This window comes from Streptomyces xanthophaeus (assembly GCF_000725805.1).
GTDB lineage: Bacteria > Actinomycetota > Actinomycetes > Streptomycetales > Streptomycetaceae > Streptomyces > Streptomyces xanthophaeus.
Genome location: NZ_JOFT01000047.1, coordinates 31,608 through 58,004 on the forward strand (window position 1 = coordinate 31,608; position 26,397 = coordinate 58,004).

General features: G+C 71.8%; 27 protein-coding genes. 23 read left to right on the top strand and 4 right to left on the bottom strand.

The window, feature by feature from the left end; genetic code table 11:
- The first annotated feature begins 28 nt into the window (after window positions 1-28).
- The 8 genes from IO30_RS0125755 (at window position 29) to glmM (ending at window position 8,324) form a co-directional block, all read left to right on the top strand.
- Window positions 29-1,051 (top strand): DNA-directed RNA polymerase subunit alpha, encoded by a 1,023-nt coding sequence (locus IO30_RS0125755; RefSeq protein WP_008739666.1) that lies wholly within the window; start codon window positions 29-31, stop codon window positions 1,049-1,051.
- A 99-nt stretch (window positions 1,052-1,150) separates the two neighbouring features.
- Window positions 1,151-1,627: a 50S ribosomal protein L17 gene (gene rplQ / locus IO30_RS0125760; RefSeq protein ID WP_031146596.1), complete on the top strand. Its 477-nt coding sequence runs from the start codon at window positions 1,151-1,153 to the stop codon at window positions 1,625-1,627.
- Between the two features lie 94 nt (window positions 1,628-1,721).
- Window positions 1,722-2,573 carry a tRNA pseudouridine(38-40) synthase TruA gene (truA, locus tag IO30_RS0125765; protein ID WP_031146598.1) on the top strand — a complete coding sequence of 284 codons (852 nt, stop codon included), beginning with the start codon at window positions 1,722-1,724 and terminating at the stop codon, window positions 2,571-2,573.
- Window positions 2,574-2,626: 53 nt separating this feature from the next.
- Window positions 2,627-4,246, top strand: a complete 1,620-nt coding sequence (locus tag IO30_RS0125770) for an ABC-F family ATP-binding cassette domain-containing protein (protein ID WP_031146600.1) — start codon at window positions 2,627-2,629, stop codon at window positions 4,244-4,246.
- Between the two features lie 67 nt (window positions 4,247-4,313).
- Entirely contained in the window at window positions 4,314-5,576 is a 1,263-nt protein-coding gene (locus IO30_RS0125775) for a glycosyltransferase family 87 protein (protein ID WP_031146602.1), read from the top strand.
- Window positions 5,577-5,815: 239 nt separating this feature from the next.
- The gene (gene rplM, locus IO30_RS0125780; RefSeq protein ID WP_008739660.1) at window positions 5,816-6,259 is read left to right on the top strand and encodes a 50S ribosomal protein L13; all 444 of its coding nucleotides are present in this window, start codon (window positions 5,816-5,818) and stop codon (window positions 6,257-6,259) included.
- Window positions 6,260-6,301: 42 nt separating this feature from the next.
- Complete coding sequence (rpsI, locus tag IO30_RS40815; protein ID WP_031146604.1) at window positions 6,302-6,820, top strand: 30S ribosomal protein S9; 519 nt, start codon at window positions 6,302-6,304, stop codon at window positions 6,818-6,820.
- A 145-nt stretch (window positions 6,821-6,965) separates the two neighbouring features.
- On the top strand, window positions 6,966-8,324 hold the full coding sequence (glmM, locus tag IO30_RS0125790; protein WP_031146606.1) for a phosphoglucosamine mutase: 1,359 nt from the start codon (window positions 6,966-6,968) through the stop codon (window positions 8,322-8,324).
- A gap of 16 nt (window positions 8,325-8,340) precedes the next feature.
- On the opposite strand, the gene IO30_RS0125795 is transcribed toward glmM, so the two are convergent.
- Both IO30_RS0125795 and coaA read right to left on the bottom strand, forming a co-directional pair.
- Window positions 8,341-9,303 (bottom strand): DUF389 domain-containing protein, encoded by a 963-nt coding sequence (locus tag IO30_RS0125795; RefSeq protein ID WP_031146608.1) that lies wholly within the window; start codon window positions 9,301-9,303, stop codon window positions 8,341-8,343.
- Between the two features lie 23 nt (window positions 9,304-9,326).
- Window positions 9,327-10,334 carry a type I pantothenate kinase gene (gene coaA, locus IO30_RS0125800; RefSeq protein ID WP_031146609.1) on the bottom strand — a complete coding sequence of 336 codons (1,008 nt, stop codon included), beginning with the start codon at window positions 10,332-10,334 and terminating at the stop codon, window positions 9,327-9,329.
- Between the two features lie 331 nt (window positions 10,335-10,665).
- Between coaA and IO30_RS0125805 the strand changes: the two genes are divergently transcribed.
- From IO30_RS0125805 to IO30_RS44835, 8 genes are all read left to right on the top strand, one after another.
- Complete coding sequence (locus tag IO30_RS0125805) at window positions 10,666-11,454, top strand: hypothetical protein (protein WP_031146611.1); 789 nt, start codon at window positions 10,666-10,668, stop codon at window positions 11,452-11,454.
- Between the two features lie 107 nt (window positions 11,455-11,561).
- Complete coding sequence (gene glmS, locus IO30_RS0125810; RefSeq protein ID WP_031146612.1) at window positions 11,562-13,409, top strand: glutamine--fructose-6-phosphate transaminase (isomerizing); 1,848 nt, start codon at window positions 11,562-11,564, stop codon at window positions 13,407-13,409.
- 13 nt (window positions 13,410-13,422) lie between these two features.
- Window positions 13,423-13,794, top strand: a complete 372-nt coding sequence (locus IO30_RS0125815) for a holo-ACP synthase (RefSeq protein ID WP_031146614.1) — start codon at window positions 13,423-13,425, stop codon at window positions 13,792-13,794.
- A 176-nt stretch (window positions 13,795-13,970) separates the two neighbouring features.
- A complete protein-coding gene (locus tag IO30_RS0125820; RefSeq protein ID WP_051902592.1) occupies window positions 13,971-15,335 on the top strand; it encodes a bifunctional ADP-dependent NAD(P)H-hydrate dehydratase/NAD(P)H-hydrate epimerase in 1,365 nt (454 codons plus the stop codon).
- 385 nt (window positions 15,336-15,720) lie between these two features.
- The gene (gene alr / locus IO30_RS0125825; RefSeq protein ID WP_031146618.1) at window positions 15,721-16,857 is read left to right on the top strand and encodes an alanine racemase; all 1,137 of its coding nucleotides are present in this window, start codon (window positions 15,721-15,723) and stop codon (window positions 16,855-16,857) included.
- Window positions 16,858-16,874: 17 nt separating this feature from the next.
- Entirely contained in the window at window positions 16,875-18,056 is a 1,182-nt protein-coding gene (locus tag IO30_RS0125830) for an alpha/beta fold hydrolase (protein WP_078904213.1), read from the top strand.
- Window positions 18,007-18,573 carry a tRNA (adenosine(37)-N6)-threonylcarbamoyltransferase complex ATPase subunit type 1 TsaE gene (gene tsaE, locus IO30_RS0125835; protein ID WP_373316471.1) on the top strand — a complete coding sequence of 189 codons (567 nt, stop codon included), beginning with the start codon at window positions 18,007-18,009 and terminating at the stop codon, window positions 18,571-18,573. The genes IO30_RS0125830 and tsaE overlap by 50 nt, the downstream gene beginning before the upstream one ends.
- A 115-nt stretch (window positions 18,574-18,688) precedes the next feature.
- Window positions 18,689-18,871, top strand: a complete 183-nt coding sequence (locus IO30_RS44835; protein WP_107065182.1) for a hypothetical protein — start codon at window positions 18,689-18,691, stop codon at window positions 18,869-18,871.
- Window positions 18,872-18,927: 56 nt separating this feature from the next.
- On the opposite strand, the gene IO30_RS0125845 is transcribed toward IO30_RS44835, so the two are convergent.
- The gene (locus tag IO30_RS0125845) at window positions 18,928-19,485 is read right to left on the bottom strand and encodes a hypothetical protein (protein ID WP_031146623.1); all 558 of its coding nucleotides are present in this window, start codon (window positions 19,483-19,485) and stop codon (window positions 18,928-18,930) included.
- A 121-nt stretch (window positions 19,486-19,606) separates the two neighbouring features.
- Here IO30_RS0125845 and tsaB point away from each other — a divergent pair, with 121 nt between their 5' ends.
- The 5 genes from tsaB (at window position 19,607) to IO30_RS0125870 (ending at window position 22,917) form a co-directional block, all read left to right on the top strand.
- Window positions 19,607-20,269 (top strand): tRNA (adenosine(37)-N6)-threonylcarbamoyltransferase complex dimerization subunit type 1 TsaB, encoded by a 663-nt coding sequence (tsaB, locus tag IO30_RS0125850; protein ID WP_031146625.1) that lies wholly within the window; start codon window positions 19,607-19,609, stop codon window positions 20,267-20,269.
- 44 nt (window positions 20,270-20,313) lie between these two features.
- Window positions 20,314-20,793, top strand: coding sequence for a ribosomal protein S18-alanine N-acetyltransferase (gene rimI / locus IO30_RS0125855; RefSeq protein WP_202205155.1), 480 nt, complete (start codon window positions 20,314-20,316; stop codon window positions 20,791-20,793).
- The gene (gene tsaD, locus IO30_RS0125860; protein ID WP_031146628.1) at window positions 20,786-21,937 is read left to right on the top strand and encodes a tRNA (adenosine(37)-N6)-threonylcarbamoyltransferase complex transferase subunit TsaD; all 1,152 of its coding nucleotides are present in this window, start codon (window positions 20,786-20,788) and stop codon (window positions 21,935-21,937) included. The genes rimI and tsaD overlap by 8 nt, the downstream gene beginning before the upstream one ends.
- Window positions 21,934-22,206 (top strand): hypothetical protein, encoded by a 273-nt coding sequence (locus tag IO30_RS0125865; protein ID WP_031146630.1) that lies wholly within the window; start codon window positions 21,934-21,936, stop codon window positions 22,204-22,206. Before tsaD ends, IO30_RS0125865 begins: the two co-directional genes overlap by 4 nt.
- Before the next feature lie 75 nt (window positions 22,207-22,281).
- Window positions 22,282-22,917, top strand: coding sequence for a hypothetical protein (locus IO30_RS0125870; RefSeq protein ID WP_037895156.1), 636 nt, complete (start codon window positions 22,282-22,284; stop codon window positions 22,915-22,917).
- Window positions 22,918-22,929: 12 nt separating this feature from the next.
- Here the strand turns inward: IO30_RS0125870 and IO30_RS0125875 are convergent, their stop codons facing one another.
- Window positions 22,930-24,111 (bottom strand): class I SAM-dependent methyltransferase, encoded by a 1,182-nt coding sequence (locus tag IO30_RS0125875; RefSeq protein ID WP_031146633.1) that lies wholly within the window; start codon window positions 24,109-24,111, stop codon window positions 22,930-22,932.
- Between the two features lie 120 nt (window positions 24,112-24,231).
- On the opposite strand from IO30_RS0125875, the gene IO30_RS0125880 reads away from it, so the two are divergent.
- Entirely contained in the window at window positions 24,232-25,179 is a 948-nt protein-coding gene (locus IO30_RS0125880; RefSeq protein ID WP_037895141.1) for a polysaccharide deacetylase family protein, read from the top strand.
- 77 nt (window positions 25,180-25,256) lie between these two features.
- Complete coding sequence (locus IO30_RS0125885) at window positions 25,257-26,063, top strand: polysaccharide deacetylase family protein (RefSeq protein WP_373316470.1); 807 nt, start codon at window positions 25,257-25,259, stop codon at window positions 26,061-26,063.
- Window positions 26,064-26,397: the final 334 nt, after the last annotated feature.

Genomic DNA, 26,397 nt, shown 5'->3' on the forward strand with positions numbered 1-26,397 from the left:
GGGCGTCCACGAAAGAAGGAACACAGACATGCTTATCGCTCAGCGTCCTTCGCTGACCGAAGAGGTCGTCGACGAGTACCGCTCGCGGTTCGTGATCGAGCCGCTCGAGCCGGGCTTCGGTTACACCCTCGGCAACTCCCTGCGCCGCACCCTGCTGTCCTCCATCCCCGGTGCCGCTGTCACCAGCATCCGCGTGGACGGCGTCCTGCACGAGTTCACCACCGTGCCGGGCGTCAAGGAAGACGTCACCGACATCATCCTCAACATCAAGCAGCTGGTCGTCTCCTCGGAGCACGACGAGCCGGTCGTGATGTACCTGCGCAAGCAGGGTCCCGGCCTGGTCACCGCTGCTGACATCGCGCCCCCGGCCGGTGTCGAGGTGCACAACCCGGACCTGGTCCTCGCCACGCTCAACGGCAAGGGCAAGCTGGAGATGGAGCTGACCGTCGAGCGCGGTCGCGGCTACGTCTCCGCCGTCCAGAACAAGCAGCTGGGCCAGGAGATCGGTCGCATCCCGATCGACTCCATCTACAGCCCGGTCCTCAAGGTCACCTACAAGGTCGAGGCGACCCGAGTCGAGCAGCGCACCGACTTCGACAAGCTCATCGTCGACGTCGAGACCAAGCAGGCCATGCGCCCGCGCGACGCCATGGCGTCCGCCGGCAAGACCCTGGTCGAGCTGTTCGGTCTGGCCCGCGAGCTCAACATCGACGCCGAGGGCATCGACATGGGCCCCTCGCCGACGGACGCGGCCCTGGCCGCCGACCTGGCGCTGCCGATCGAGGAGCTCGAGCTCACGGTCCGCTCGTACAACTGCCTCAAGCGCGAGGGCATCCACTCCGTGGGTGAGCTCGTCGCCCGCTCCGAGGCCGACCTGCTCGACATCCGCAACTTCGGTGCGAAGTCGATCGACGAGGTCAAGGCGAAGCTCGCCGGCATGGGCCTGGCCCTCAAGGACAGCCCGCCCGGATTCGACCCGACCGCCGCCGCCGACGCCTTCGGCGCCGACGACGACGCGGACGCCGGTTTCGTCGAGACCGAGCAGTACTAGTCCCACCCCGCACCAACGAAGACTTTCCCGCGGCATCCGCCCCGGGGGAACTGACACCGGTACCTGACACGGCCGGTGCAGATGTGAAGGAGTAACACCATGCCGCGTCCCGCAAAGGGTGCCCGTCTGGGCGGCAGCGCTGCGCACGAGAAGCACCTCCTCGCGAACCTCGCGAAGTCGCTCTTCGAGCACGGCCGCATCACCACCACCGAGGCCAAGGCCCGCCGCCTGCGTCCCTACGCCGAGCGTCTGGTCACCAAGGCCAAGAAGGGCGACATCCACAACCGTCGCCTGGTGCTGCAGACGATCACGGACAAGAGCATCGTGCACACGCTGTTCACCGAGATCGCCCCGCGCTACGAGAACCGCCCCGGTGGTTACACGCGCATCACCAAGATCGGCAACCGTCGTGGCGACAACGCCCCGATGGCCGTCATCGAGCTGGTCGAGGCCCTGACGGTCGCCCAGCAGGCCACCGGTGAGGCCGAGGCCGCCACCAAGCGCGCGGTCAAGGAGGCGGAGGCCAAGGCCGACGCCACCGAGACCGAGGCTGTCGAGGAGACCAAGGAGGCCTGATCCCGCTTCGGGATCGAGCTTGCTTGATCGGCTCTGAACGGGCCCGCCCCCTTCCGGGGCGGGCCCGTTTCGCATGTCTGAGAGGATCGCTCACGTGAGTGACGAGGTGGAGCCCGGACACGTCCGGGTGCGGCTGGACCTGAGCTACGACGGCAAGGACTTCTCCGGCTGGGCGAAGCAGCGCGTGCTGCGGACCGTCCAGGGCGAGCTGGAGTCGGCCCTGCAGACCGTGATGCGGCTGTCCGAGCCGGTGGAACTGACCGTGGCCGGGCGTACCGACGCCGGGGTGCACGCCCGCGGGCAGGTCGCACAGTTCGACCTGGCCGAGGAGGTGTGGGCCGAGCACCACGACAAGCTGCTGCGCCGCCTCGCGGGCCGGCTGCCGCACGACGTCCGGGTGTGGAAGGCCGCCGAGGCACCCCAGGGCTTCAACGCGCGCTTCTCGGCCATCTGGCGCCGCTACGCGTACCGCGTGGGCGACCACCAGGCCGGAGTCGACCCGCTGCGCCGCGGCCACGTCCTGTGGCACCAGTGGCCCCTCGACGTCGACGCCATGAACGAGGCCAGCGCGCCGCTGCTCGGCGAGCACGACTTCGCCGCGTACTGCAAGAAGCGCGAGGGAGCCACGACCATCCGTACGCTCCAGCAGCTCAGCTGGGAACGCGCCGAGGACGGCATCGTCACCGCCACCGTCCGGGCCGACGCCTTCTGCCACAACATGGTCCGCTCGCTGGTCGGAGCCCTGCTGCACGTGGGCGACGGCCACCGGCCCACCGACTGGCCCGGCAAGGTGCTCGCCGCGGCCGTACGGGACTCCTCGGTGCACGTGGTCAAGCCGCACGGGCTGACCCTGGAGGAGGTCGGCTACCCCGCCGACGAGCTGCTGGCCGCGCGCAGCAAGGAAGCGCGCAACCTGCGGACCCTGCCCGGGGCCGGCTGCTGCTGACCGGGAGCTAATCCGTTTGGGCGGATCGGCGCCGGGCCTGGACAATGCCCCGCATGGGACATCTCGAAGCCAGCCACCTGGAGTACTACCTTCCCGACGGGCGGGTACTGCTCCCCGACGTCTCCTTCCGGGTGGGGGAGGGGGCGGTCGTCGCGCTGGTGGGGGCGAACGGCGCCGGCAAGACCACACTGCTGAAGATGATCTCCGGTGAGCTGCAGCCGCACGGCGGCGGCGTGACCGTCAGCGGCGGGCTGGGCGTGATGTCGCAGTTCGTGGGCTCGGTCCGGGACGAGACGACCGTGCGGGACCTGCTGGTCTCGGTGGCCCAGCCGCGGCTCCGGGAGGCCGCCAAGGCCGTGGACCGCGCCGAGCAGCTGATCCTCACGGTCGACGACGAGGCCGCGCAGATGGCGTACGCGCAGGCGCTGAGCGACTGGGCGGACGTCCAGGGCTACGAGGCGGAGACCCTGTGGGACGTCTGCACCATGGCCGCGCTGGGCATGCCGTACGACACCGCGCAGTTCCGCGAGGTCCGCACGCTGTCCGGTGGTGAGCAGAAGCGGCTCGTGCTGGAGGCGCTGCTGCGCGGGCCGGACGAGGTGCTGCTGCTCGACGAGCCGGACAACTACCTGGACGTCCCGGGCAAGCGGTGGCTGGAGGGGCAGCTGGAGGCCACCCGCAAGACGGTGCTCTTCGTCTCGCACGACCGGGAGCTGCTGACCCAGGCCGCGGAGAAGATCATCAGCCTGGAGGCGAGCCCGACGGGTTCGGACGTGTGGGTGCACGGCGAGGGCTTCGCCACCTTCCACGACGCCCGCAAGGAGCGCTTCGCCCGCTTCGAGGAGCTCAAGCGGCGCTGGGACGAGGAGCACGCCCGGCTGAAGGCGCTGGTGCTGCGCCTGCGCAACCAGGCCGCCTCCAGCCCCGACATGGCCTCGCGCTACAAGGCGATGCAGACCCGCTTCCAGAAGTTCGAGGAAGCCGGACCGCCCCCGGAGCCGCCGCGCGAGCAGGACATCCGGATGCGGCTCAAGGGCGGGCGCACCGGCGTGCGCGCCCTGACCGTGGAGAACCTCGAACTGACCGGGCTGATGAAGCCGTTCTCCCTGGAGGTCTTCTACGGGGAGCGGGTCGCGGTCCTCGGGTCGAACGGTTCCGGCAAATCGCACTTCCTGCGTCTGATGGCGGGCGAGGACGTCAAGCACACCGGCACGTGGAAGCTCGGCGCACGGGTGGTTCCCGGCCATTTCGCGCAGACCCACGCCCACCCGGAGCTCTTCGGCCGCACCCTCGTCGACATCCTGTGGACGGAGGCGGCCAAGCCGCTCGGCCAGGCGATGGGCGCACTGCGCCGGTACGAGCTGGAGCGCCAGGGCGACCAGCCCTTCGAGAAGCTCTCGGGCGGCCAGCAGGCGCGTTTCCAGATCCTGCTGCTGGAACTGGCCGGGACCACGGCCCTGCTCCTGGACGAGCCGACGGACAACCTGGACCTGGAGTCGGCGGAGGCCCTGCAGGACGGCCTGGAGGCGTACGAGGGCACGGTGCTGTGCGTCACCCACGACCGCTGGTTCGCCCGCACATTTGACCGTTACCTGGTCTTCGGTTCGGACGGTGTTGTGAGGGAGACTCAGGAGCCCGTCTGGGACGAACGTCGGGTCGAGCGCGAGCGATAGGGGGAGCCCGCTTCCCCTGCTGAGGCGAGGGAGAGGCGTCGTGGGGCTGCGGCCTAGCATCTGGCTCATGAAGTGGGACGGTCCGGACACGGGCGGCCGGCTGATCGACTGGCTGCTGCGGCCCGCCCCACGGTCGTGGCGGATCCTTTCCCTCGCGGCGCTCCTGGGCATCTGCGTCTCCACGAGCCTGCGCGCGAACTGGGGCTCGGACAACGCCTTCGTGGTCAAGGCGGCCGAAACGCTGCTGGAGGGCGGGTCCCCGTACGAGGACAAGCGCTTCCTGTACCTGCCCAGCGCCGTGCTGATGGCGGTGCCGGAGGCGCTGCTGCCGCGCGCGGTGCTGCGCTGGGCGCTGCCGCTCGGGATGACGGGGCTGCTGGCGACCGGCTGGTGGGCGGCGCTGAAGCTGTTCTCGGTACCGCTGCGCTCGCGGTTCGCGGTGGGCGGCCTCGCCCTGCTGGCGCTCGGCTACAAGCCGTACGCGAACCTCGTGCTGATCGGCAACTGGACGGCGATCTCGGCCGCGGCCCTGCCGGTGGCGCTGCTGCTCGCCCACCGCAGGTCGTGGGGGGCCGCGGGGCTGGTGATCGGGCTGGCGATCGCCTGCAAGCCGATGCTGGTGCCGATCGGGGTGCTGTTCCTGTTCGCCCGGCAGTGGCGGGGGCTGGCGGTGGCCGTACTGGTGCCGCTGGGGATGTCGCTGGCCGGGGCGCTGCTGATGCCGAGCCCGTCGCTGTTCTTCACCAAGACGCTGCCGTTCCTGCTCCAGGGGCAGGACTCCTACGCCCTGCCGTGGGACGCGTCGCCGATAGCGGTGCTGCCGCGGCTGGGGATACCGGCGGCGGTGGCCGTGCCGGTGGCGTTCGCGGGGGCGGCGGCCGGGCTGTGGGCGGCCTGGACGCGCTGGCGGCGCACCGGCAGTGCCGAGGACCGTGACGGGGGGAGCCTGAGGCTGGTGGAGACGGCCTGCATGGTGATGCTCGCCGCATTCCTGGTGTCGCGGCCGTCCTTCGACCACTACCTGCTGGTGGTGGTTCCGATGCTGCTGGCGTCCGCGGTGCGGCCGGGCTCGATGCCGCGCTCGCCCTGGTTCTGGGCGGCCCTCGGGCCCCAGGTGGCGGGCATCCCGTGGCCGTCCGAGCTGGAGGCGAAGCGGCGTGCCTTCAAGGACTGCGCCACCCTGTGCGCACTGGCGGTCCTGCTGGCGCGTCGTGCGCTGCGCTCCGGTGGGGTTACTCTTGGGACCGTAACAACTGCGGGGTCCCCACCCAGGACCGAACCGGAGTGCGCCGCGACGCCAGCAGAATCGGCATCGCGGACCGCGTTTTGACCCGTACGGGTCTGCTTGGGTATCCTGCTGGTTTGTTATGCGTATTGGCTTTCTCATTCTCACGTGAAAGGGCCTTGCGCCGGTCCACCGGACCGATGACCAGCAGTTCACACCGTTCACCGGGTTGCGTCCCCGTTGTGAACGAGGGCTGTCGTGATCGTCCGTGGTGACCCTGTCAGGACCTTCCCGTGGGGCTTGCGCCCTTGGGATACCACCACTGAAGAAGCGAAGGCATACGCGTGCGTACGTTCAGCCCCAAGCCCGGCGACATCTCGCGCCAGTGGCTCGTCATCGACGCCCAGGACGTTGTCCTCGGCCGTCTGGCGACCCAGGCCGCTGCCCTCCTGCGGGGTAAGCACAAGCCGACCTACGCCCCCCACATGGACATGGGCGACTTCGTCATCATCGTCAACGCCGACAAGGTTCACCTGTCCGGCAACAAGGCGTCGCAGAAGATGGCCTACCGCCACTCCGGCTACCCGGGTGGTCTCCGCTCGGTGCGCTACGACGACCTCCTGGCGAACAACCCGGAGAAGGCCGTCGAGAAGGCCATCAAGGGCATGCTCCCCAAGAACACCCTGGGCCGTCAGATGCTCTCGAAGCTGAAGGTCTACTCGGGCGACCAGCACCCCCACGCTGCCCAGCAGCCGGTGCCGTTCGAGATCACCCAGGTCGCGCAGTAGTTCCGGCCACCCCCTAAGACGTAGAAAATTCTGAGGAGCATCGTGGCCGAGACCACCGCCGAGACGACCGTCGAAGAGTTCGAGGGCAACGTCGAGGAGTACACCAGCGAGTCCGAGGCCGTAGTCGAGGGCGACTACACCTCCGAGTCCCTTGCCGGCCGCTTCGGCGACCCCCAGCCGGCCGCCGGCCTGGGCCGTCGCAAGAACGCCATCGCCCGCGTCCGGATCGTTCCGGGCACCGGCAAGTGGAAGATCAACGGCCGCACCCTTGAGGACTACTTCCCCAACAAGGTGCACCAGCAGGAAGTCAACGAGCCGTTCAAGCTCCTTGAGCTGGACAACCGCTACGACATCATCGCCCGCATCTCGGGTGGCGGCGTCTCCGGCCAGGCCGGCGCCCTGCGCCTCGGCGTGGCCCGTGCGCTGAACGAGGCGGACGTCGAGAACAACCGCCCGGCGCTGAAGAAGGCCGGCTTCCTTTCCCGCGACGACCGTGCGGTCGAGCGCAAGAAGGCCGGTCTCAAGAAGGCCCGTAAGGCTCCGCAGTACAGCAAGCGTTAATCTGCGCCTGCTGTTCTGCAACGAAACCGCCCCGGCAGCACTCTCCGTGCTGCCGGGGCGGTTCGTTTACCGCCACAAGCGGCAAATACCTGTCACAAGCGGTTACAAGCTGTCACAAGCCAAGCGGAAACTCGGGAGGACAACAGTGGGACGACTCTTCGGGACGGACGGTGTACGCGGCGTTGCCAACGCGGATCTGACGGCGGAGCTCGCGCTCGGCCTCTCCGTGGCGGCAGCCCATGTACTGGCCGAAGCGGGCACCTTCGCAGGTCACCGGGCTACCGCCGTGGTGGGCCGCGACCCCAGGGCCTCCGGTGAGTTCCTTGAGGCCGCGGTCGTCGCGGGCCTCGCGAGCGCGGGCGTGGACGTCCTGCGCGTCGGTGTGCTGCCCACCCCGGCGGTGGCGTATCTCACCGGTGCGCTGGGCGCCGACCTCGGCGTGATGCTCTCCGCCAGTCACAACGCGATGCCCGACAACGGCATCAAGTTCTTCGCGCGCGGCGGCCACAAGCTCGCCGACGAGCTGGAGGACCGCATCGAGTCGACCTACGAGCAGCACCGCACCGGCGCTCCCTGGGACCGGCCCACCGGCTCCGGCGTCGGCCGCGTCTCCGACTACACCGAGGGCTTCGACAAGTACGTCGCCCACCTCATCGGGGTCCTCCCCAACCGCCTCGACGGCCTGAAGGTCGTCCTGGACGAGGCGCACGGCGCGGCCGCGTACGTCTCGCCGGAGGCCTTCACCCGGGCCGGAGCCGAGATCGTCACGATCGGCGCCGAGCCGGACGGCCTCAACATCAACGACGGCTGCGGCTCCACGCACCTCGGCCTGCTCAAGGCGGCCGTCGTCGAGCACGGCGCCGACTTCGGCATCGCGCACGACGGGGACGCCGACCGCTGCCTGGCCGTGGACGGCACCGGCGCGGAGGTCGACGGCGACCAGATCCTCGCCGTGCTGGCCCTCGCCATGCGCGAGGCCGGGCAGCTGCGCGAGAACACCGTCGTCGGCACCGTGATGTCCAACCTGGGCTTCAAGCTGGCCATGGAGGGCGAGGGCATCCAGGTCGTGCAGACCGGCGTCGGTGACCGCTACGTGCTGGAGTCGATGAAGGAGAACGGCTACGCGCTGGGCGGCGAGCAGTCCGGCCACGTGATCATCCTCGACCACGCGACCACCGGTGACGGCACCCTGACCGGCCTGCTCCTCGCGGCGCGCGTCGCGGCCACCGGCCGCTCCCTCGCCGAGCTGGCAGCCGTCATGCAGCGGCTGCCGCAGGTGCTGATCAACGTGCCCGACGTGGACAAGTCCCGTGTCACGACCTCCGGCGAGCTCGCGGCGGCCGTCGCCGACGCCGAGCGCGAGCTGGGCACCACCGGACGGGTGCTGCTGCGTCCCTCCGGCACCGAGCCCCTCGTACGGGTGATGGTGGAGGCCGCCGACATCGAGCAGGCCCGCGCGGTCGCCGGGCGCCTCGCCGACGTCGTGAAGTCGGCGCTCGGCTAGGCGGCACCGGCACTGTTCAGTGGCCGGGGGCACCGCCCCCGGCCCGGCGGATCCAGCGGCCACGCTGGGTCCGCCACAGTGCTTTCTGCGCGTACATGGTCACGGTGCCCGCCAGCATGATCCCGCCCAGGTTCAGCAGGAGCTGCTCCACGGAGCCCCACATCTGCGCGAACTCCCCGTAGCTGAGGGCCACGGCCGCGTTCGCGGCGGCCGGGACGGTGGTCACCGAGATCGCCACGCCGACCAGCGCCCCGGACTTCGCGGAGGTCAGGGAGAGCACCCCCGCCGTGCCGGCCAGCAGCGAGACCACGAAGGAGAACGAGTCCGGCTGCCAGATGAAGCCGGTGTTCGGCCGCGGCCGGTCCAGCACGCCGGGCTCGAACTGCCCGATCGCGTCCATGCCGAGGCTGAAGACGGTGGTGGCGGCCATCGCCGCGGCGAAACCGATGAGCAGCGCGCCCAGCGACCGCAGGGCGAGCCGCCGCTCGCGCTGCACGATCCCGATGCAGACCCCGGCGAGCGGACCGAACTCCGGGCCCACGGCCATCGCGCCCACGATCAGGATCGCGTTGTCGAGCACCACGCCACAGGCCGCGATCATGGTCGCGAGGACCATGAACGAGCAGTAGGTGATGGTGAGCGTGGACTCCTCGTGGGTGGCCTCGGTCAGCTGCTGCCACAGCACGGCGTCGGCGGCCTCGCCAGGGGCCTCCTCCTCGGCCTCGTCGGCCCGCTTCGACAGCGACAGGTCGATGTTCTCGACGGCGATCGAGCCGTCCTCGTCGAGGCCCAGCGCCTGGAGCTCCTGGATCAGCTCGTCCCCGGCCTCGCGGGCCACGTCGCACATGACGAGGTCGCCCGGGGGGACCCGGCCCGCGCCCTCCAGTACGACCAGATGGGTGGTCCCGACCGTCCGGCCGACGATCTCCAGCACCGCCTCCGTCCGGTCCGGCGGGACGATCATCCGCAGATGCAGCATGCCCGCACCCTAGCGGGCGGCGCTCAGAGCTTGCGCAGGCTCAGCTTCTGCACCTTGTGGTCAGGGCCCTTGCGGACGACGAGCGTGGCCCGGCCCCGGGTGGGCGCCACGTTCTCCAGCAGGTTGGGCTTGTTGATCGTCCGCCACATCGTCTGCGCGTACTCCAGCGCCTCCTCCTCGGAGACCTGGGTGTACTTGCGGAAGTAGGAGAACGGGTTCTGGAACGCGGTCTCGCGCAGCTTCCGGAACCGGTTGAGGTACCAGCGCTCGATGTCCTCGGGGCGCGCGTCCACGTACACGCTGAAGTCGAAGTAGTCCGCGAGACCGACCCTGGTCCGGCCGTCCTTGCCGGGAAGGGCCGGCTGGAGCACGTTCAGGCCCTCGACGATGAGGATGTCCGGGCGGCGGACGACGAGCTCCTCGCCGGGGACGATGTCGTAGATCAGGTGCGAGTAGACCGGGGCCCGCACCTCGTCCTTGCCCGCCTTGATGTCGGCGACGAAACGGGTGAGCGCCCGGCGGTCGTACGACTCCGGGAAGCCCTTGCGCGAGGTGAGCCCGCGCCGCTGGAGCTCCTTCATCGGGTAGAGGAACCCGTCGGTGGTGACCAGCTCCACCCGCGGGTGCTCGGGCCAGCGCGCGAGCAGCGCCTGGAGCAGACGGGCCACCGTGGACTTGCCGACGGCGACCGAACCGGCGACCCCTATGACGAAGGGGGTGCCCTGCTGCGCGCCGTGGCCGTTGCCCGCGTCACCGAGGAAGGTGTTCAGGGTCCCGCGGAGGTTGCTGGTGGCGCCGACGTACAGGTTCAGCAGGCGGGAGAGCGGGAGGTAGACGTCGCGGACCTCGTCGAGGTCGATGACGTCACCGAGACCGCGCAGCCGCTCGACCTCGTCCGCGGTCAGCGGCAGCGGCGTGCGCTCGCGCAGGGCGCTCCACTCGGCGCGGGTGAGGTCGACGTAGGGGGAGGCGTCGGGAGCCCGGCGGTGGGCCGGGCGCCCGGAGGGCCCGTCCGCGGCGGTGCGCTCCATTGCGCCCTCCGGCGTGCTGCTTCGTGGCGGCGAAGTGATCACACCGCCATTGTCGGGTCTCGGGGCCGGTTGTGGGTGGTGTGGTCGGTCACGTGTGCGGCGCCCGGCGGGCGGGGGAGCGGGCCCGTGGGGCCTGCCGGGGCGGGGTTGTGGGGGCGCCGGTCTCGATTGGGGGGAGCGCGGATATCGCCACGGTCACGATCGGCGGCGGGCGCGAAAAAACTCGATCAAGCGATCGGGCGGAGCCGTACATTGTGGATCACCGCAGCACCGAAGCATCTTCTTCGGGCTGCTCTGCCTGCGTTTTTGTGCTTCATGGGGGAGATCCATCGTGCGTTCCGCTCTTGTCCGCCGTTCCGTCCTGACCGCTTCCGCGGTGTCCCTGGCCCTGCTCGGCACCGCTTGCGGCGCCGACAAGAAGGCCGACGACAAGAACGCGGACGCCAAGCCGTCCGCCTCCGCCCCGGCGACCTCCGCCGCGCCCGCCGCGAAGGGCAAGACGGACGCCGACCTGGCCCCGCTGCTGGTCACGCAGGCCGACGTGCCCGACCACATCGAGGCGAAGGACGCGGCGAAGGAGGCGTCCAAGAACCAGGGCGCCGCGGGCACCGTCGACAAGGCCGAGTGCCAGGTGCTGGTCGACGCCTACACCCAGCGCAAGGTCGGCTCGCCGACCGGAACCGCGGTCACGACCTTCTCCGCGAAGCCGAAGGAACTCGGCGCGAACGCGACCGACGACGAGAAGGCGGCGGCGATCATGGGCGCCCTCACCGCCACCAAGACGGCGGTCGGCCTCACCTCGTACGACGGCAAGGGCGCCGAGGAGCTGCTGGCGTCCGTGAAGACGGCGGGCACGGCGTGCGCGGCCGGCTTCTCCGTGACCGAGGGCAAGGACGTCACCAAGTTCGACAGCGTCAAGCCCGGCGGGGCCCTCACCGGCGGTGACGAGGCCGTCAGCCTGGTCCTCGTCATGGACCTGGAGGACGGGGACAAGGCGAACATCGTGCTGGACCTGGTGCGCAAGGCGAACACGGTGGCGACCTTCTCGTCCATCGTCCACAAGGGCGCGCCGGAGTCCCCCAAGACCGTGATCGAGGCGCAGGCCAAGAAGCTCGGCTGACCTCTCCCGGACCGAACGTCAACCCCGCTCCGGCGCATTCGCCGGGGCGGGGTTTCGTCTTGTTCAGGTACCAGGCAGACGGCCGACTACGGCGTACCCTGCCGCCTATGTGCGGAATTGTGGGTTACGTGGGAGCGCAGTCGGCGCTCGATGTGGTCATCGCCGGACTCAAGCGGCTGGAGTACCGCGGCTACGACTCGGCGGGAGTCGCCGTGCTCGCCGACGGGGAGCTCGCCTCCGTCAAGAAGGCCGGCAAGCTCGTCAACCTGGAGAAGGAACTCGTCGGGCGGCCGCTGCCGGCCGGCTCCACGGGCCTGGGACACACGCGGTGGGCTACCCACGGTGGCCCCACCGACGTCAACGCCCACCCCCACCTGGACAATTCCGGCCGGGTGGCCGTCGTCCACAACGGCATCATCGAGAACTTCGCCGCGCTCCGGACCGAACTCGCCGAACGCGGCCACCTGCTGGAGTCCGAGACCGACACCGAGGTCGTGGCGCACCTGCTGGCCGAGCAGTTCGCCTCGACCGGGGACCTCGCCGAAGCCATGCGCCAGGTGTGCAGGCGCCTCCAGGGCGCCTTCACCCTCGTCGCCGTGCACGCCGACCAGCCCGACGTCGTCATCGGCGCCCGCCGCAACTCCCCCCTGGTGGTGGGCGTCGGCGAGGGCGAGAACTTCCTCGCCTCGGACGTGGCCGCCTTCATCGCCCACACCCGGTCCGCGATCGAGCTGGGCCAGGACCAGGTCGTGGAACTGCGCCGCGAAGGCGTCACGGTCACCACCTTCGACGGCGCCCCCGCGGACGTGCGGGCGTACCACGTGGACTGGGACGCCTCGGCCGCCGAGAAGGGCGGCTACGACTACTTCATGCTCAAGGAGATCGCCGAGCAGCCCAAGGCCGTCGCCGACACCCTCCTCGGCAGGATCGACGCCAACGGCTCGCTGACCCTGGACGAGGTGCGCATCCCCGACTCCGTGCTCCGCGAGGTCGACAAGGTCGTCATCGTGGCCTGCGGTACGGCCTACCACGCCGGCATGATCGCGAAGCTGGCCATCGAGCACTGGACCCGCATCCCGTGCGAGACGGAGCTGGCGAGCGAGTTCCGCTACCGCGACCCCATCCTGGACCAGCGCACGCTCGTCGTCGCGATCTCCCAGTCCGGCGAGACCATGGACACCCTGATGGCGCTGCGGCACGCACGCGAGCAGGGCGCCAAGGTGCTGGCCATCTGCAACACCAACGGATCGACGATCCCCCGCGAGTCCGACGCCGTGCTCTACACCCACGCCGGCCCCGAGGTGGCCGTCGCCTCCACCAAGGCCTTCCTGACGCAGCTGGTCGCCTGCTACCTCGTCGCCCTCTACCTCGGGCAGGTCCGGGGCACCAAGTGGGGCGACGAGATCCAGGCCGTGATCCGCGAGCTCTCGGACATCGCCGCGGCCGTGGACACCGTCCTGGAGACCATGGAGCCGGTACGGGAACTCGCCCGCTCCCTGGCCGACAAGAACACCGTGCTGTTCCTGGGGCGCCACGTCGGCTACCCGGTGGCACTGGAGGGCGCGCTCAAGCTCAAGGAGCTCGCGTACATGCACGCCGAGGGCTTCGCGGCCGGCGAGCTCAAGCACGGCCCGATCGCGCTCATCGAGAAGGACCTGCCGGTGGTGGTGGTCGTCCCCTCACCGCGCGGGCGGTCGGTGCTCCACGACAAGATCGTCTCGAACATCCAGGAGATCCGGGCCCGCGGGGCCCGCACCATCGTGATCGCGGAGGAGGGCGACGAGGCCGTCGTCCCGTACGCCGACCACCTCATCCGCATCCCGGCGACGCCGACGCTGCTCCAGCCGCTGGTGGCGACGGTGCCGCTGCAGGTGTTCGCGTGCGAACTGGCGACGGCGCGGGGCAACGAGGTGGACCAGCCGCGTAATCTCGCGAAGTCCGTGACGGTGGAGTGAGTAGGGCTGGTTCATTGTGATTATCGGCGTGGGGATCGACGTAGCCGAGATCGATCGGTTCGCGGCGGCGCTGGAGCGCACACCGCACCTGGCACAAAGGCTCTTCGTCGACTCCGAGTTGACGCTGCCCAGCGGCGAGCGGCGCGGGACCGCCTCGCTCGCCGCCCGGTTCGCCGCCAAGGAGGCCCTCGCCAAGGCGCTCGGCGCACCCGGCGGAATGCTGTGGACCGATGCCGAGGTCTACGTCGAACCCACCGGACAGCCGCGGCTGCGGGTGACCGGCACGGTCGAGGCCAGGGCGCTGGCGCTCGGCGTGAAGTCCTGGCACATCTCGCTGAGCCACGACGCGGGCATCGCCTCCGCCGTGGTGATCGCGGAGGGCTAGGGCGTCTCTTTCGGATCTTGCCGGGTCCGCGCCCCCCGGCACCGCGCCTCGCCGCACTGCCGGGGCAACCGAGTACGTCCAGTACACGGCAGCCCCGGCAGCACGCCGAGGCACGGCACCGGACGACGCGGACTGCTTACAGCGTGGAGACCGTACGGGCCGCCGAGCGGGAGCTGATGGCCCGGCTGCCCGAAGGCGCCCTGATGCAGCGGGCCGCCGCCGGACTGGCCGCCGTGTGCACCCGGCTGCTCACCCGGCGCCGGGGCCGCGTCTACGGCGCGCGCGTCGTCCTGCTCGCCGGGCCCGGCGACAACGGCGGCGACGCGCTGTACGCGGGCGCGCGCCTGGCCCGGCGCGGAGCCGGGGTCACGGCGGTGCCGATGGACCCGCAGCGCCTGCACCCGGGCGGCCTGGCCGCGCTGCTGGCCGCCGGCGGACGGCTCGCGCAGGAGGTCCCGCGCCGCGCGGACCTGGTCGTGGACGGGCTCCTGGGCATCGGCGGCCGCGGCGGCCTGCGCCCCGCGGCCGCCGCCCTCGCCGGGCAGATCCCGCCGGGCGTGCCCGTGGTCGCCGTGGACCTGCCGAGCGGCGTCGACGCCGACACGGGCGAAGTCGCGGGGCCCGCCGTGAGGGCCGACGTGACGGTGACCTTCGGCGCGTACAAGCCCGGGCTGCTCGTCGACCCCGGGGCCTCGCTGGCGGGCGCGGTGCACCTGGTGGACATCGGGCTGGAGCTGCCGCCCGCGCAGACGCAGGCCCTCCAGCACGCCGACGTGGCGGCGCTGCTGCCGGCGCCCACCGCGACCAGCGACAAGTACCGGCGGGGCGTGGTCGGGATCCTCGCCGGGTCCCGCCAGTACCCGGGCGCGGCGGTACTCGCCGTGGCCGGAGCCCTGCGCGGCGGTGCGGGCGCCGTGCGGTACGTGGGCCCCGCGGCCGAAGCCGTGCTCGCCCGGTACCCCGAGACGCTGATCGGGCCGGGCCGGGTCCAGGCGTGGGTGGCCGGGCCGGGACTGGGGGAGGGCCGCGCCGGGGAGGTCGCGGACCTGCTGGCCCAGGACGTGCCGGTGCTGGTCGACGCGGACGGGCTGCGCGGCCTGGACCCCGAGCTGCTGCGGACCCGGTCCGCCCCGACGCTGCTGACCCCGCACGCGGGGGAGGCGGCGGCGCTGCTGGAGGTGCCGCGGGAATCGGTGGAGGCGGGCCGGCTGTCCGCGGCGGCCGCGCTGGCACGCCGGTACGGGGCCACGGTGCTGCTGAAGGGCTCGACGACGCTGATCGCCTCCGGCGGGGGGCCGGTACGGGTCAACCCGACGGGCACCGCCTGGCTGGCCACCGCCGGGAGCGGGGACGTGCTGTCGGGGCTGGCGGGCTCCCTGCTGGCGGCGGGGCTGTCCGGCCCGGACGCGGGCGCGGTGGCGGCGTACCTCCACGGTCTGGCAGCCCGCCACGCCGCGGGCTCCGCCCCCGGCACCCCGATCCTGGCCCACGAGGTGGCCGAAGCCCTCCCGAAGGCCTGGCACGAAGTCCACAGCCGGTAGCCCACCCTCCGCCTCGCCTGGGGCTCCGCCCCGGACCCCGCTCCTCGCGCCGGAGGGGCTGGATTTTGGCCTCGTTGAAGCGGGGCCTGTTCGGTAGGGGTCGGGGAGCGGTGCCCCTCCGGGGTATCTCCTCGGCTCGCGCACTGAGCCCCGTCGAAAGGTGGCGGCCCTGGTTGCGCGCTCGTCCTGCGGGGACACCCCGCAGTGTCCCCACTCCCCTCGACCACGGCTCGGATAGGCAGCACCTCCAACGCCCTGCCCGGGCAGAAATCAGCCCCTCCGGCGTTTGAGGAGCGGGGGTCCGGGGGCTGGCCCCCGGCAGCGGCGCCGCACACGCACACACTGCCGAGCCTCGCAGGGACCCGGTTCTGAGAGACTGTGGGCGATGAACGAGACACCGACGCGCGTGTACGCCGAGATCGATCTTGACGCCGTACGGGAGAACGTGCGCGCACTGCGCGAGCGGGCGCCCCGGTCCGCCCTGATGGCCGTGGTCAAGGCGAATGCCTACGGGCACGGGGCCCTGGCCTGCGCCAAAGCCGCGCAGGAGGCCGGAGCCGAATGGCTCGGGACCGCCACGCCCGACGAGGCGCTCGCGCTGCGCGCCGCCGGCATCGAGGGCCGGATCATGTGCTGGCTGTGGACCCCCGGAGGGCCCTGGCGGGAAGCCGTCGAAGCCGATCTGGACGTAGCCGTCAGCGGCCTGTGGGCCCTCGACGAGGTACGCGCCGCCGCCCGCGCCGCAGGCCGTACCGCCCGCATCCAGCTCAAGGCCGACACCGGCCTCGGCCGCAACGGCTGCCAGCCCGCCGACTGGGAGGCGCTGGTCGGGGCAGCCGTCGCCGCGCAGGCCGAGGGCACCGTCCAGGTCACCGGTGTCTGGTCGCACTTCGCCTGCGCGGACGAGCCCGGCCACCCCTCGATCCAGCTCCAGCTCGCCGCGTTCCGCGACATGCTCGCGTACGCGGAGAAGGAGGGCGTGGAGCCCGAGGTCCGCCACATCGCCAATTCGCCCGCCACGCTCACCCTGCCCGAGTCCCACTTCGACCTGGTCCGCTGCGGCCTGGCGGTCTACGGGGTGTCGCCCGCGCCCGAGCTCGGGACCCCGGCCCAGCTGGGCCTGCGCCCCGCGATGACCCTCAAGGCCTCGCTCGCCCTGGTCAAGGCCGTCCCCGCCGGGCACGGCGTGAGCTACGGGCACCACCACGTCACCGAGACCGCCACGCACCTCGCGCTGGTCCCCGCCGGGTACGCCGACGGCATCCCCCGGCACGCCTCCGGCAGCGGCCCCGTGCTCGTCGCCGGGAAGATCCGCCAGGTCGCCGGACGGGTCGCCATGGACCAGTTCGTGGTCGACCTGGGGGAGGACCTGGCCGAGGCCGGGGACGAAGTCGTGATCTTCGGGGACGCCGAGCGCGGCGAGCCCACCGCCGAGGACTGGGCCGGGGCATCGGGCACCATCGGGTATGAGATCGTCACCCGTATCGGAGGGCGCGTGCCCCGGGTGTACCTGGGCCGCTGAGGCGGAGTGAGGGCGGCGTGAGCGAGAACTGGCGCAAGGCCGGCTGGGCGGGCGCCGCCATCGGCGTGCTCGCAGCAGGCGCTGCGGCCGGTGTCGCGGTAGAACGGATCACCGTGGGGCGCGGCATGCGGAGAAAGGCACGTCTGGCACTCGACGCCGCCGGGGACTACGGGTCCCTGCGCGGCGCCGAGGGGATCTGCCGCGCCGAGGACGCCACCGAGCTCTACTACGAGGTCGACGAGCTGCCGGGCGACGCCACGGCCAAGCGGCGCCTCAGGCGCAGGACCACGCCCCCGGCCACCGTCGTCTTCTGCCACGGCTACTGCCTCGGCCAGGACTCCTGGCACTTCCAGCGCGCGGCCCTGCGCGGAGTGGTCCGCGCCGTGTACTGGGACCAGCGCAGCCACGGCCGCAGCGCGCGCGGCATCGCCCAGGCCGACGGCGAACCGGTCACCATCGAGCTGCTCGGCCGCGACCTGAAGGCCGTCATCGACGCCGCCGCACCCGAGGGCCCGCTGATCCTCGTGGGTCACTCGATGGGCGGTATGACCATCATGGGATGTGCCGAGCAGTTCCCCGAGCTGGTGCGCGAGCGCGTCGTCGGCGTGGCCCTGGTCGGCACGTCCAGCGGCGGCCTCGGAGAGGTGACGTACGGGCTGCCGGCCATGGGCGTGGGGGCCGTGCGCAGGATCCTTCCCGGCGTGCTCAAGGCGCTCGGCTCGCAGGTGGAGCTGGTGGAGAAGGGCCGTCGGGCCACCGCCGACCTCTTCGCCGGCATGATCAAGATGTATTCGTTCGGGACCCGGGACGTGGACCCGGCCATCGCCCGGTTCGCGGAGCGGCTCATCGAGGCCACCCCGATCGACGTGGTCGCCGAGTTCTACCCGGCCTTCCAGACCCACGACAAGACGGAGGCGCTCCAGCGGTTCGCGGACATCCCCGTCACCGTCATCGCCGGGGCCCGGGACATGATCACCCCGCTCGCGCACAGCGAGGCCGTCAAGGAGGTGCTGCCGGGCGCCGAGCTCGCCGTCCTGGAGACCGCCGGGCACCTGATGATGCTGGAGCAGCCGGAGACCGTGACCGGGCTGCTGACGGACCTGCTGGCGCGCACCGGGGCGGTACCGGCAGCGACTAACGTTGGCGAGCATGGAAGAAGTACCGCTGGAAGCACAGCGCAGCCCGGCACCGGCGGCTGAGGCCGCTTCCCCCGCCGAGACCGTGATCACCATCGACTCCCCGGACGCGATGCAGGAGTTGGGCCGAAGGATCGCGGGGCTGCTGCGCCCCGGCGACCTCGTGCTGCTGACCGGGGAGCTGGGCGCGGGCAAGACCACCCTGACCCGCGGCCTCGGCGAAGGCCTGGACGTGCGCGGGGCGGTGACCTCGCCGACCTTCGTGATCGCCCGGGTGCACCCGCCGCTGGGCGCCGGACCGGCCCTGGTGCACGTGGACGCGTACCGGCTGGGCGGCGGGCTGGACGAGATGGAGGACCTGGACCTCGACGTCTCGCTGCCCGAGTCCGTGGTCGTCGTGGAATGGGGCGACGGCAAGGTGGAGGAGCTCTCCGACGACCGGCTGCACGTGGTGATCGCCCGGGCGGTCGGCCACGAGGAGGTGCTGGACGACGTGCGCACGGTCTCGCTGCGCGGCGTCGGGGCGCGCTGGTCCCGCGGAGCGGGGCTCGAAGCCCTGTCCGGTGCCCTCTCGGAGTAAACGTACCGACAAGCGGTCGGGAAAATATTGCGCTGGTGGCGGCCCCCGTGGTGACATGGTACCGAGCGTTTCTTAGGTATGCCTAAGTTCGGCGTCCCCGGGCCCAGGAGGCACCATGTCGGCACCAGCAGGAGCACACCGCGACCCCCGGCCGTCCGCCGTGTCGATGCGGGCGCTGCTCGCCGCCGGCCTCGCCGCCACCGCGGTGTCCACGCCGCCCGCGAACCATCGCGCGCCCGGCGACGACGAGGCCGCCGAGGACATGGAACAGGCCGCTCCGGAGTCCGAAGCGGCCTGAGGCGGTACGAGCCGGCCTGCTTGCCGGGTACCGCGTACGGGTGAAGTGCGGGCCCGTCAGGGAACGACGACGACCTTCGCGTTGATCGTGGCGAAGGCCCACATCGCGTCACCGTCCGCGCGCGACATCCGGATGCCGCCCGTCTTCTTGGACGGGTCCGGCTCCGGCATCGCCCCGTCCACGCGGGCACTGAAGCCCACCGCGACGCCGTCCGGGCTGGCGAACCGTACGACGTGCTCGATCGGCACCCCGTCCGATCCGGTGACCGCACCCGAGCGCGAGGTGACCAGGTAGCTGCCCGCCTTCGGGTGCACCGTGCTCGGCACCACCGTGAAGGACTTGGGCTCCTGCCCCGCCTCTCCCACCAGCCACACCCGCTTCTGGCTCACGGAGTACACGACGCGCACCCCGGTGCCCGACTCGGCCGGCAGGGCCGCGGGCTTCGCCGGGTCCTGCTTCACGGGCGCCTGGTCCTGCGCGGGCGCCGGATCCTGCGCGGCCGCCTTCGGGGGAGGCGTGGGGGCGGTCGCCGAGGCCTGGTAGCCGAGGAAGGCCACGGCGGCGATTGCCGCGGCGGTGAGCCCGGCCACGATTCCCGAGCTGCTGCGTGCCACCTTGCTCCACCCTCCGCGCTGAACCGGCTGCTGCCTTGTCGACCTCGATCGAAAGGTAGCAGCCGGGGTGCCCGGTGCCCGGCCGCAAGGCCCCCGCTGCCGGGAGTCGTAGGCTGTTCGCGTGCTCCTGCTCGCTGTAGATACCGCCACGCCCGCCGTCACCGTCGCCCTGCACGACGGCGAGTCCGTCCTCGCCGAGTCGAACCAGGTCGACGCCCGCCGCCACGGGGAGCTGCTGCTGCCCTCCGTCGACAAGGTGCTCGCCGAGGCCGGGCTGAAGCTCGACGCCCTCACCGGCATCGTCGTAGGAGTCGGCCCCGGCCCCTACACCGGGCTGCGCGTCGGCCTCGTCACCGCCTCCACCTTCGCCGCCGTGCTCGGCGTACCCGTGCACGGCCTGTGCACCCTGGACGGCCTCGCGTACGCCGCGGGGGCCGCCGGGATCGAGGGCCCCTTCACCGTGGCCACCGACGCACGGCGCAAGGAGGTCTACTGGGCCCGGTACGAGGACCCGCTCACCCGCGTCGGCGAACCCGCCGTGGACCGCCCGGCCGACATCGCCGACCGGGTCGCGGGCGTGCCCGCGGTGGGCCAGGGCGCCCGCCTGTACCCGGAGGTCTTCACGGACGCGCGGGACCCCGAGCACCAGTCGGCCGCCGCCCTCGCGGGCCTGGCCGCGCAGCGGCTCGCCGCCGGGCTCCCCTTCCTGCCCCCCACCCCGCTGTACCTGCGCAGGCCCGACGCCCAGGTGCCCAAGAACTACAAGGTGGTCACCCCCAAGTGACTCCAGGGACCCCAGTGACCCAGGTGAGCACGGTGCTGCGCGAGATGCGCTGGTGGGACATCGAGCCGGTGCTGGAACTGGAGCACGAACTCTTCCCCGAGGACGCCTGGTCGGCGGGGATGTTCTGGTCCGAGCTGGCCCGCTCCCGCGGCCCGCACGCCACCCGCCGCTACGTGGTCGCCGAGGACGGCGCAGGCCGGCTGGTGGGCTACGCCGGACTCGCCGCCGCCGGTGACCTCGCCGACGTACAGACCATCGCGGCCGCCCGCGACCAGTGGGGGACCGGGCTCGGCGCCCGCCTGCTGACCGACCTGCTGCGCGCCGCCACCGCCTTCGAATGCGCCGAGGTGCTGCTGGAGGTACGGGTGGACAACACCCGGGCCCAGAAGCTCTACGAGCGTTTCGGCTTCGAGCCCATCGGCTTCCGGCGGGGCTACTACCAGCCCGGCAACGTCGACGCGCTCGTCATGCGACTGACCGACCCCGCACAAGCAAGAACTGAGAGCAGTGAGAGCAATGGCTGACGAACCGCTCGTCCTCGGCATCGAGACGTCCTGCGACGAGACCGGCGTCGGCGTCGTCCGGGGCACCACCCTGCTCGCGGACGCGATCGCCTCCAGCGTCGACGAGCACGCCCGCTTCGGCGGCGTCGTGCCCGAGGTCGCCTCCCGCGCCCACCTGGAGGCGATGGTCCCGACCATCGAGCGCGCCCTGAAGGAGGCCGGGGTCAGCGCCCGCGACCTCGACGGGATCGCGGTCACGGCCGGGCCCGGACTCGCCGGCGCCCTGCTGGTCGGCGTCTCCGCCGCCAAGGCGTACGCGTACGCCCTCGGCAAGCCGCTCTACGGGGTGAACCACCTCGCCTCGCACATCTGCGTGGACCAGCTGGAACACGGGCCGCTGCCGGAGCCGACCATGGCCCTGCTGGTGTCCGGCGGGCACTCCTCGCTGCTGCTGGCCCCCGACATCACCTCCGACGTACGGCCGCTCGGCGCGACCATCGACGACGCGGCCGGCGAGGCCTTCGACAAGATCGCCCGGGTGCTCCAGCTGGGCTTCCCCGGCGGCCCGGTCATCGACCGGCTCGCGCGCGAGGGCGACCCGAAGGCGATCAACTTCCCGCGCGGGCTGACGGGACCGCGCGACGCGGCGTACGACTTCTCCTTCTCCGGCCTGAAGACCGCAGTGGCCCGCTGGATCGAGGCCAAGCGGAAGGCGGGCGAGGAGGTGCCGGTGCGCGACGTGGCCGCGTCCTTCCAGGAGGCCGTGGTCGACGTGCTGACCCGCAAGGCGATCCGGGCGTGCAAGGACGAGGGCGTCGACCACCTCATGATCGGCGGCGGCGTGGCGGCCAACTCCCGGCTGCGCTCCCTCGCACAGGAGCGCTGCGACGCCGCGGGGATCGTCCTGCGGGTGCCGCGGCCGAAGCTGTGCACGGACAACGGCGCCATGGTGGCGGCGCTGGGCGCCGAGATGGTCAAGCGGAACCGGCCGGCCTCCGACTGGGACCTGTCCGCGGACTCCTCGCTGCCGGTCACCGACCCGCACGTACCGGGCAACGGTCACTCCCACGGCGAGGGCCACGGCCATGCGCACGGCCACGGCCACGGCCACAGTCACGACCATGACCACGTGCACGAGCTGAGCAAGGACAACCTGTACTCGTGAGCACCGTCGCGCTGATGTGGGAAGCCCGGGCCGCGGACGGCCGGGGCAACGAACTGCTGGAGTGGGCCCGCGCCCAGGTCCTCGCCCGGGAGCCGGTGCGCCGCGAGGTGTTCCGGGCCCCGCAGGACCGGGTGCTCGTGATCACCTGGTGGGAGGCGGCCGAGGGCGTGGCGGCGGAGCTGCCCGAACTCCCGGAGCCCGCACCCGACTTGATCACGCGGGCGGTGCACCGCTGGCGGTTCGAGTCGGTGGGGGTGGACGGGGGCTGACCGCCCCGGCCCTCGCACACCCTCCTCGTGGGGGACTCGAGTGCGCCTTGACCCGGTGAGGCTATCGTCATGGACATGCCTCGTCGTGACCTGCCGCCCCCGCCGCCCCCCGCGCACCTGCGCGCCTGGCTCGACGAGAGCGCCATGCGCGCCGACCGCGCCCGCTTCCTGCAAGACCTCGGTCAACGCAGCTTGAGCATCGGCCGGTTGCTGCTGCTCTGGTCCGTCTCCGCGGTCTTCGCGCTCGGCTGGTCCTTCGTCGGCATGGCCCTGATGGCCTTCGAGGCGGGCGACCCCGTCTCCTTCCTCCTCGGCGTCGTCTTCATCGCCCTCGGCGCAGGCGTACTGATCCCCGCGGCCTTCTGGTTCGCCTGGGGCGCCCGCCGCGACCGCCAGGTCCGCAGGCTGCTCTGCGCCTGGGCCGAGGCCGACCGGGACCCGGTCGCCGACCGCCGGGTGCGCGCGCCAGGACGGAGCCTGACCTGGCTGCTGGCCTCGTTCCTGCTGGGCATGACCGGCCTGTGGCTGACCTTCGGCGTCGCGGGCTCCGCCCGGCCGGGCCAGGACACGTACGGCGAAGTCGCCTACTTCATGGGCCTCGGCATGATCCTGTGGATCACCGGGCTCCTGGGCCTCGGCAAGGCGGGGGCGCACTACCGCTGGGCCGTGCGCGCCTTCGGCTCCCCGGCCCGGGCGGACGGGCAGGCCTGAGCCTGACCCGGCTCAGGCCGGGGGCGACACCGGGAAGCCGATCAGCATCGACGGGGCCCCCGCCACCCGGGTCAGGAAGACGGTCGCCGAGTTCGGCCCCTGCGGCTTCACCTTCTTGCGCAGCTCCTCCGGCTCGACCGCCGACCCGCGCTTCTTCACCGTCAGGACGCCGACCCCGCGCTCGCGCAGCAGCGCCTTCAGCTTCTTCAGGCCGAAGGGCAGCACGTCGGTGATCTCGTACGAGGTCGCGTACGGCGTCGCGCGCAGCTCGTCGGCGGTCACGTAGGCGATGGTCGGGTCGATCAGCCGGCCGCCCAACTGCTCGGCGACCTCCGCCACCAGGTGCGCACGGATCACCGCACCGTCCGGCTCGTACAGGTAGCGGCCGACCGGCCCGGCCTCCGGATCGGGCAGCGGCGCGGAGGTCTCCAGGGCGCGCGGACCGGGCAGCAGCGTGGCGCGCACCGTGCCGGGCGCGGTGCCGAACCAGAGCACGGCCTCCTTCACGTCCCCCTGGTCGGAGATCCACTCCGCCTCGGCCTCCGCGGGGACGGCCTCGTGCGGGATACCCGGGGCGATCTTGACGGCCGCGTACTTCGCCGCGCGGGCGGTGGCGACGGCCCACGACAGGGGCGGCGAGTAGGACTCCGGGTCGAAGATCCGGCCGCGCCCCCCGCGCCGGGCCGGGTCGATGAAGACGGCGTCGTACGAGGACACGTCCACCTCCGTCACGTCCGCCTCCCGGACCTCGATCAGGTCCGCCAGGCCCAGGGCCTCGGCATTGGCCCGCGCGACGGCGACGGTCAGCGGGTCGTGGTCCACGGCCAGCACGCGGATGCCGAGCCGGGCCAGGGCGAGGGCGTCCCCGCCGATGCCGCAGCACAGGTCCGCGAGGCTGCGCACGCCGAGGGCCGCGAGCCGCTCGGCGCGGTACGAGGCCACCGACGCCCGGGTGGCCATCTCGCCGCCGCCGGAGGTGAAGTACATCCGGAAGGCGTCCTCGGCGCCGAACTTCGCCACCGCCCGCTGCCGCAGCCGGGCCTGCCCGAGCGCGGCGGAGACCAGGCCTGCGGGGTGCTCGCGGCGCAGCCGGGTGGCGACGGCCAGCTCCTGGGCGGGGTCGTAGTCGCGGAGCGAGTCGAGGAGGGAGCGGCCCTCCGGGGTGAGGAGGGCGGCGAAGTCTTCGGGGGTCACGGTTCCATTGTCGGCGACGGGCCGGCCGGGTGAGCCGCTGTGGGCCAGCCGGAGGAAGGTGGGCGCCCGCGCGCGGTGTCTTCCGGGGAGTCGGCGCGTCCGGTGCCAGGATGCGCAGCTATGCAGCTAGTCCGACAAACGGAAGATAAGACGCAACTGGGTCACCGGCGTGCGGCGCGTCCGCGCGGCCGGTTCGGGGTGGCGCTCGCCGCGGTGCTGGTGGCCGCCCTCGGTACGGCGTGCAGCTCCGCGGAGTCCGGAGCGCCGGACAAGGCCGAGAAGGCCAAGACCGGCAAGGGCGCGGAAGCGGCGGCCGGGGCCCTCAGCCAGGCCGAACGGCTGAAGGCGGCCCAGCAGGCGCGCATCGCCGCCGCCAAGAAGTGGGGCCTGGCCAAGCCGCCGCTGACCGCTCCGGCGGCCCCCAAGGAGAAGCCGGAGATCACCACCCGCGACGGCTTCGAGGTGGAGGACGGCGACGAACTGCCGCCGGTCTTCACCACGGTCCCCACGGAGGACAAGGTCGTCTTCCTCACGATCGACGACGGGGCCGAGAAGGACCCCGAGTTCGTGAAGATGATGCAGGAGCTGAAGATCCCCTACACGGCCTTCCTCAGCGACTACCTGGTCCGGGACAACTACGCGTACTTCAAGGAGATGCAGGCCGCCGGCGTCGTCCTGAACAACCACACGCTCAACCACCGCTACATGCCGGCGCTGTCGTACGAGAAGCAGCGCCAGGAGATCTGCGGCCAGCAGGACACGATCCAGAAGACGTTCGGCAAGCGGCCCACGCTCTTCCGCCCGCCGTACGGCAACTACAACCAGGACACGCTGCTCGCGGCCAAGTCCTGCGGCATCAAGGCGGTCCCGCTGTGGAACGCCGAGGCCTTCACGAACCGGATGGACTACCGGGAGTGGGACCGCGACCTGCACCCCGGTGACATCATCCTCACGCACTTCCGGGGGCGCGAGGACTGGAAGGGCACCATGCCTGACATGATCCGTCACATGATGAAGACCGTCACGGACAAGGGGTATGCCGTGGCTCGCCTGGAGGACTATCTGTGAAGTACGCGCGCCGGTTGGTAGCCGGAACGCTGGCAGCCGGCGCGCTCGCGCTCTCCCTGGCGGGGTGCGGGGAAAGCGTGGAACCCATCGAGCGGCTCGGCCGCAAGGCCACCCAGGACCCGCCTGCCACCGCCACCCCGTCGCCGGCCGCACCGTCGGCCACAGGGAGTGGGGCGGCGGGCGGTGCCTCGGACGAGGCGTACAAGAAGTGGGGCCTGACGGCCCCCGTCCGGTACGCGCCGAAGCCCGCCCAGAAGCCGGCGCTCCCGAAGGCCGACCCGGGCAAGGTCCCGGTCGTGGACCGAATACCCATGCCGGCCGGGGAGAAAATAGTCTTCCTGACCTTCGACGACGGCGCGGAGAAGGACCCCGAGTTCTTGAAGATGGCCGCCGACCTCAAGCTGCCGATCAGCATGTTCCTGACGGACAGCGTGGCGGCCTCGGACTACGGGCACTTCGAGAAGCTCCGCGACAACGGCTCGGCGAGCACGGTCCACAACCACACGCTGACCCACAAGAACCTGCGCACGCTGCCCTTCGCGGCGCAGAAGCACGAGATATGCGGCCAGCAGGAGCGCCTGGAGAAGCGCTTCGGCCAGCGGCCGCCGTTCCTCCGCCCGCCCTTCGGCAACTACAACGACGACACCCTCCGGGCCGCCTCGGAGTGCGGAGTCTCGTCCGTGGTCCTGTGGCGCGTGTCGATGCAGATCAACAACTTCCAGTACGCCGAGGGCTCCGCCCTCAAGCCGGGCGACATCATCCTGGCCCACTTCAGGGGCCCGTCGGAGCTCAAGGGCTCGACGGAGGTCCAGATGACGACCCGCATGCTGCAACGCATCCAGGAGCAGGGCTACAGCATCGGGCGCTTGGAGGACTACTTGTAGGGCGGCGGGGGCGGGGGGGGGCTTTGTGGCGGTGGGGCGGTATCAGAGATGTCTTGGGGGATTCCCGTCAGTCCCAGGGTCCTTCCGTGCCGGGCCGGGCCCTCAAGGGCGCTCCTTCGTCGTCGGGAAGCCCCCAAAGGAACGGTCTCCGGGGCAGCCATCTATAGACGGGGCATCAGGGCCCCGGCGGGCAAGGCTTGCGGAGAGCCGCTCGTAGCCCGGCCCCGGCCAGCAGCCCGGCGGGGCCGGTGGGCGCGTCTAATCGCTACGCGCTCCTCATTGCTCAGCGCCTGCGGCCCGTCTGGGGCTGGACATAGGCCTTCAAGCCGCCCAC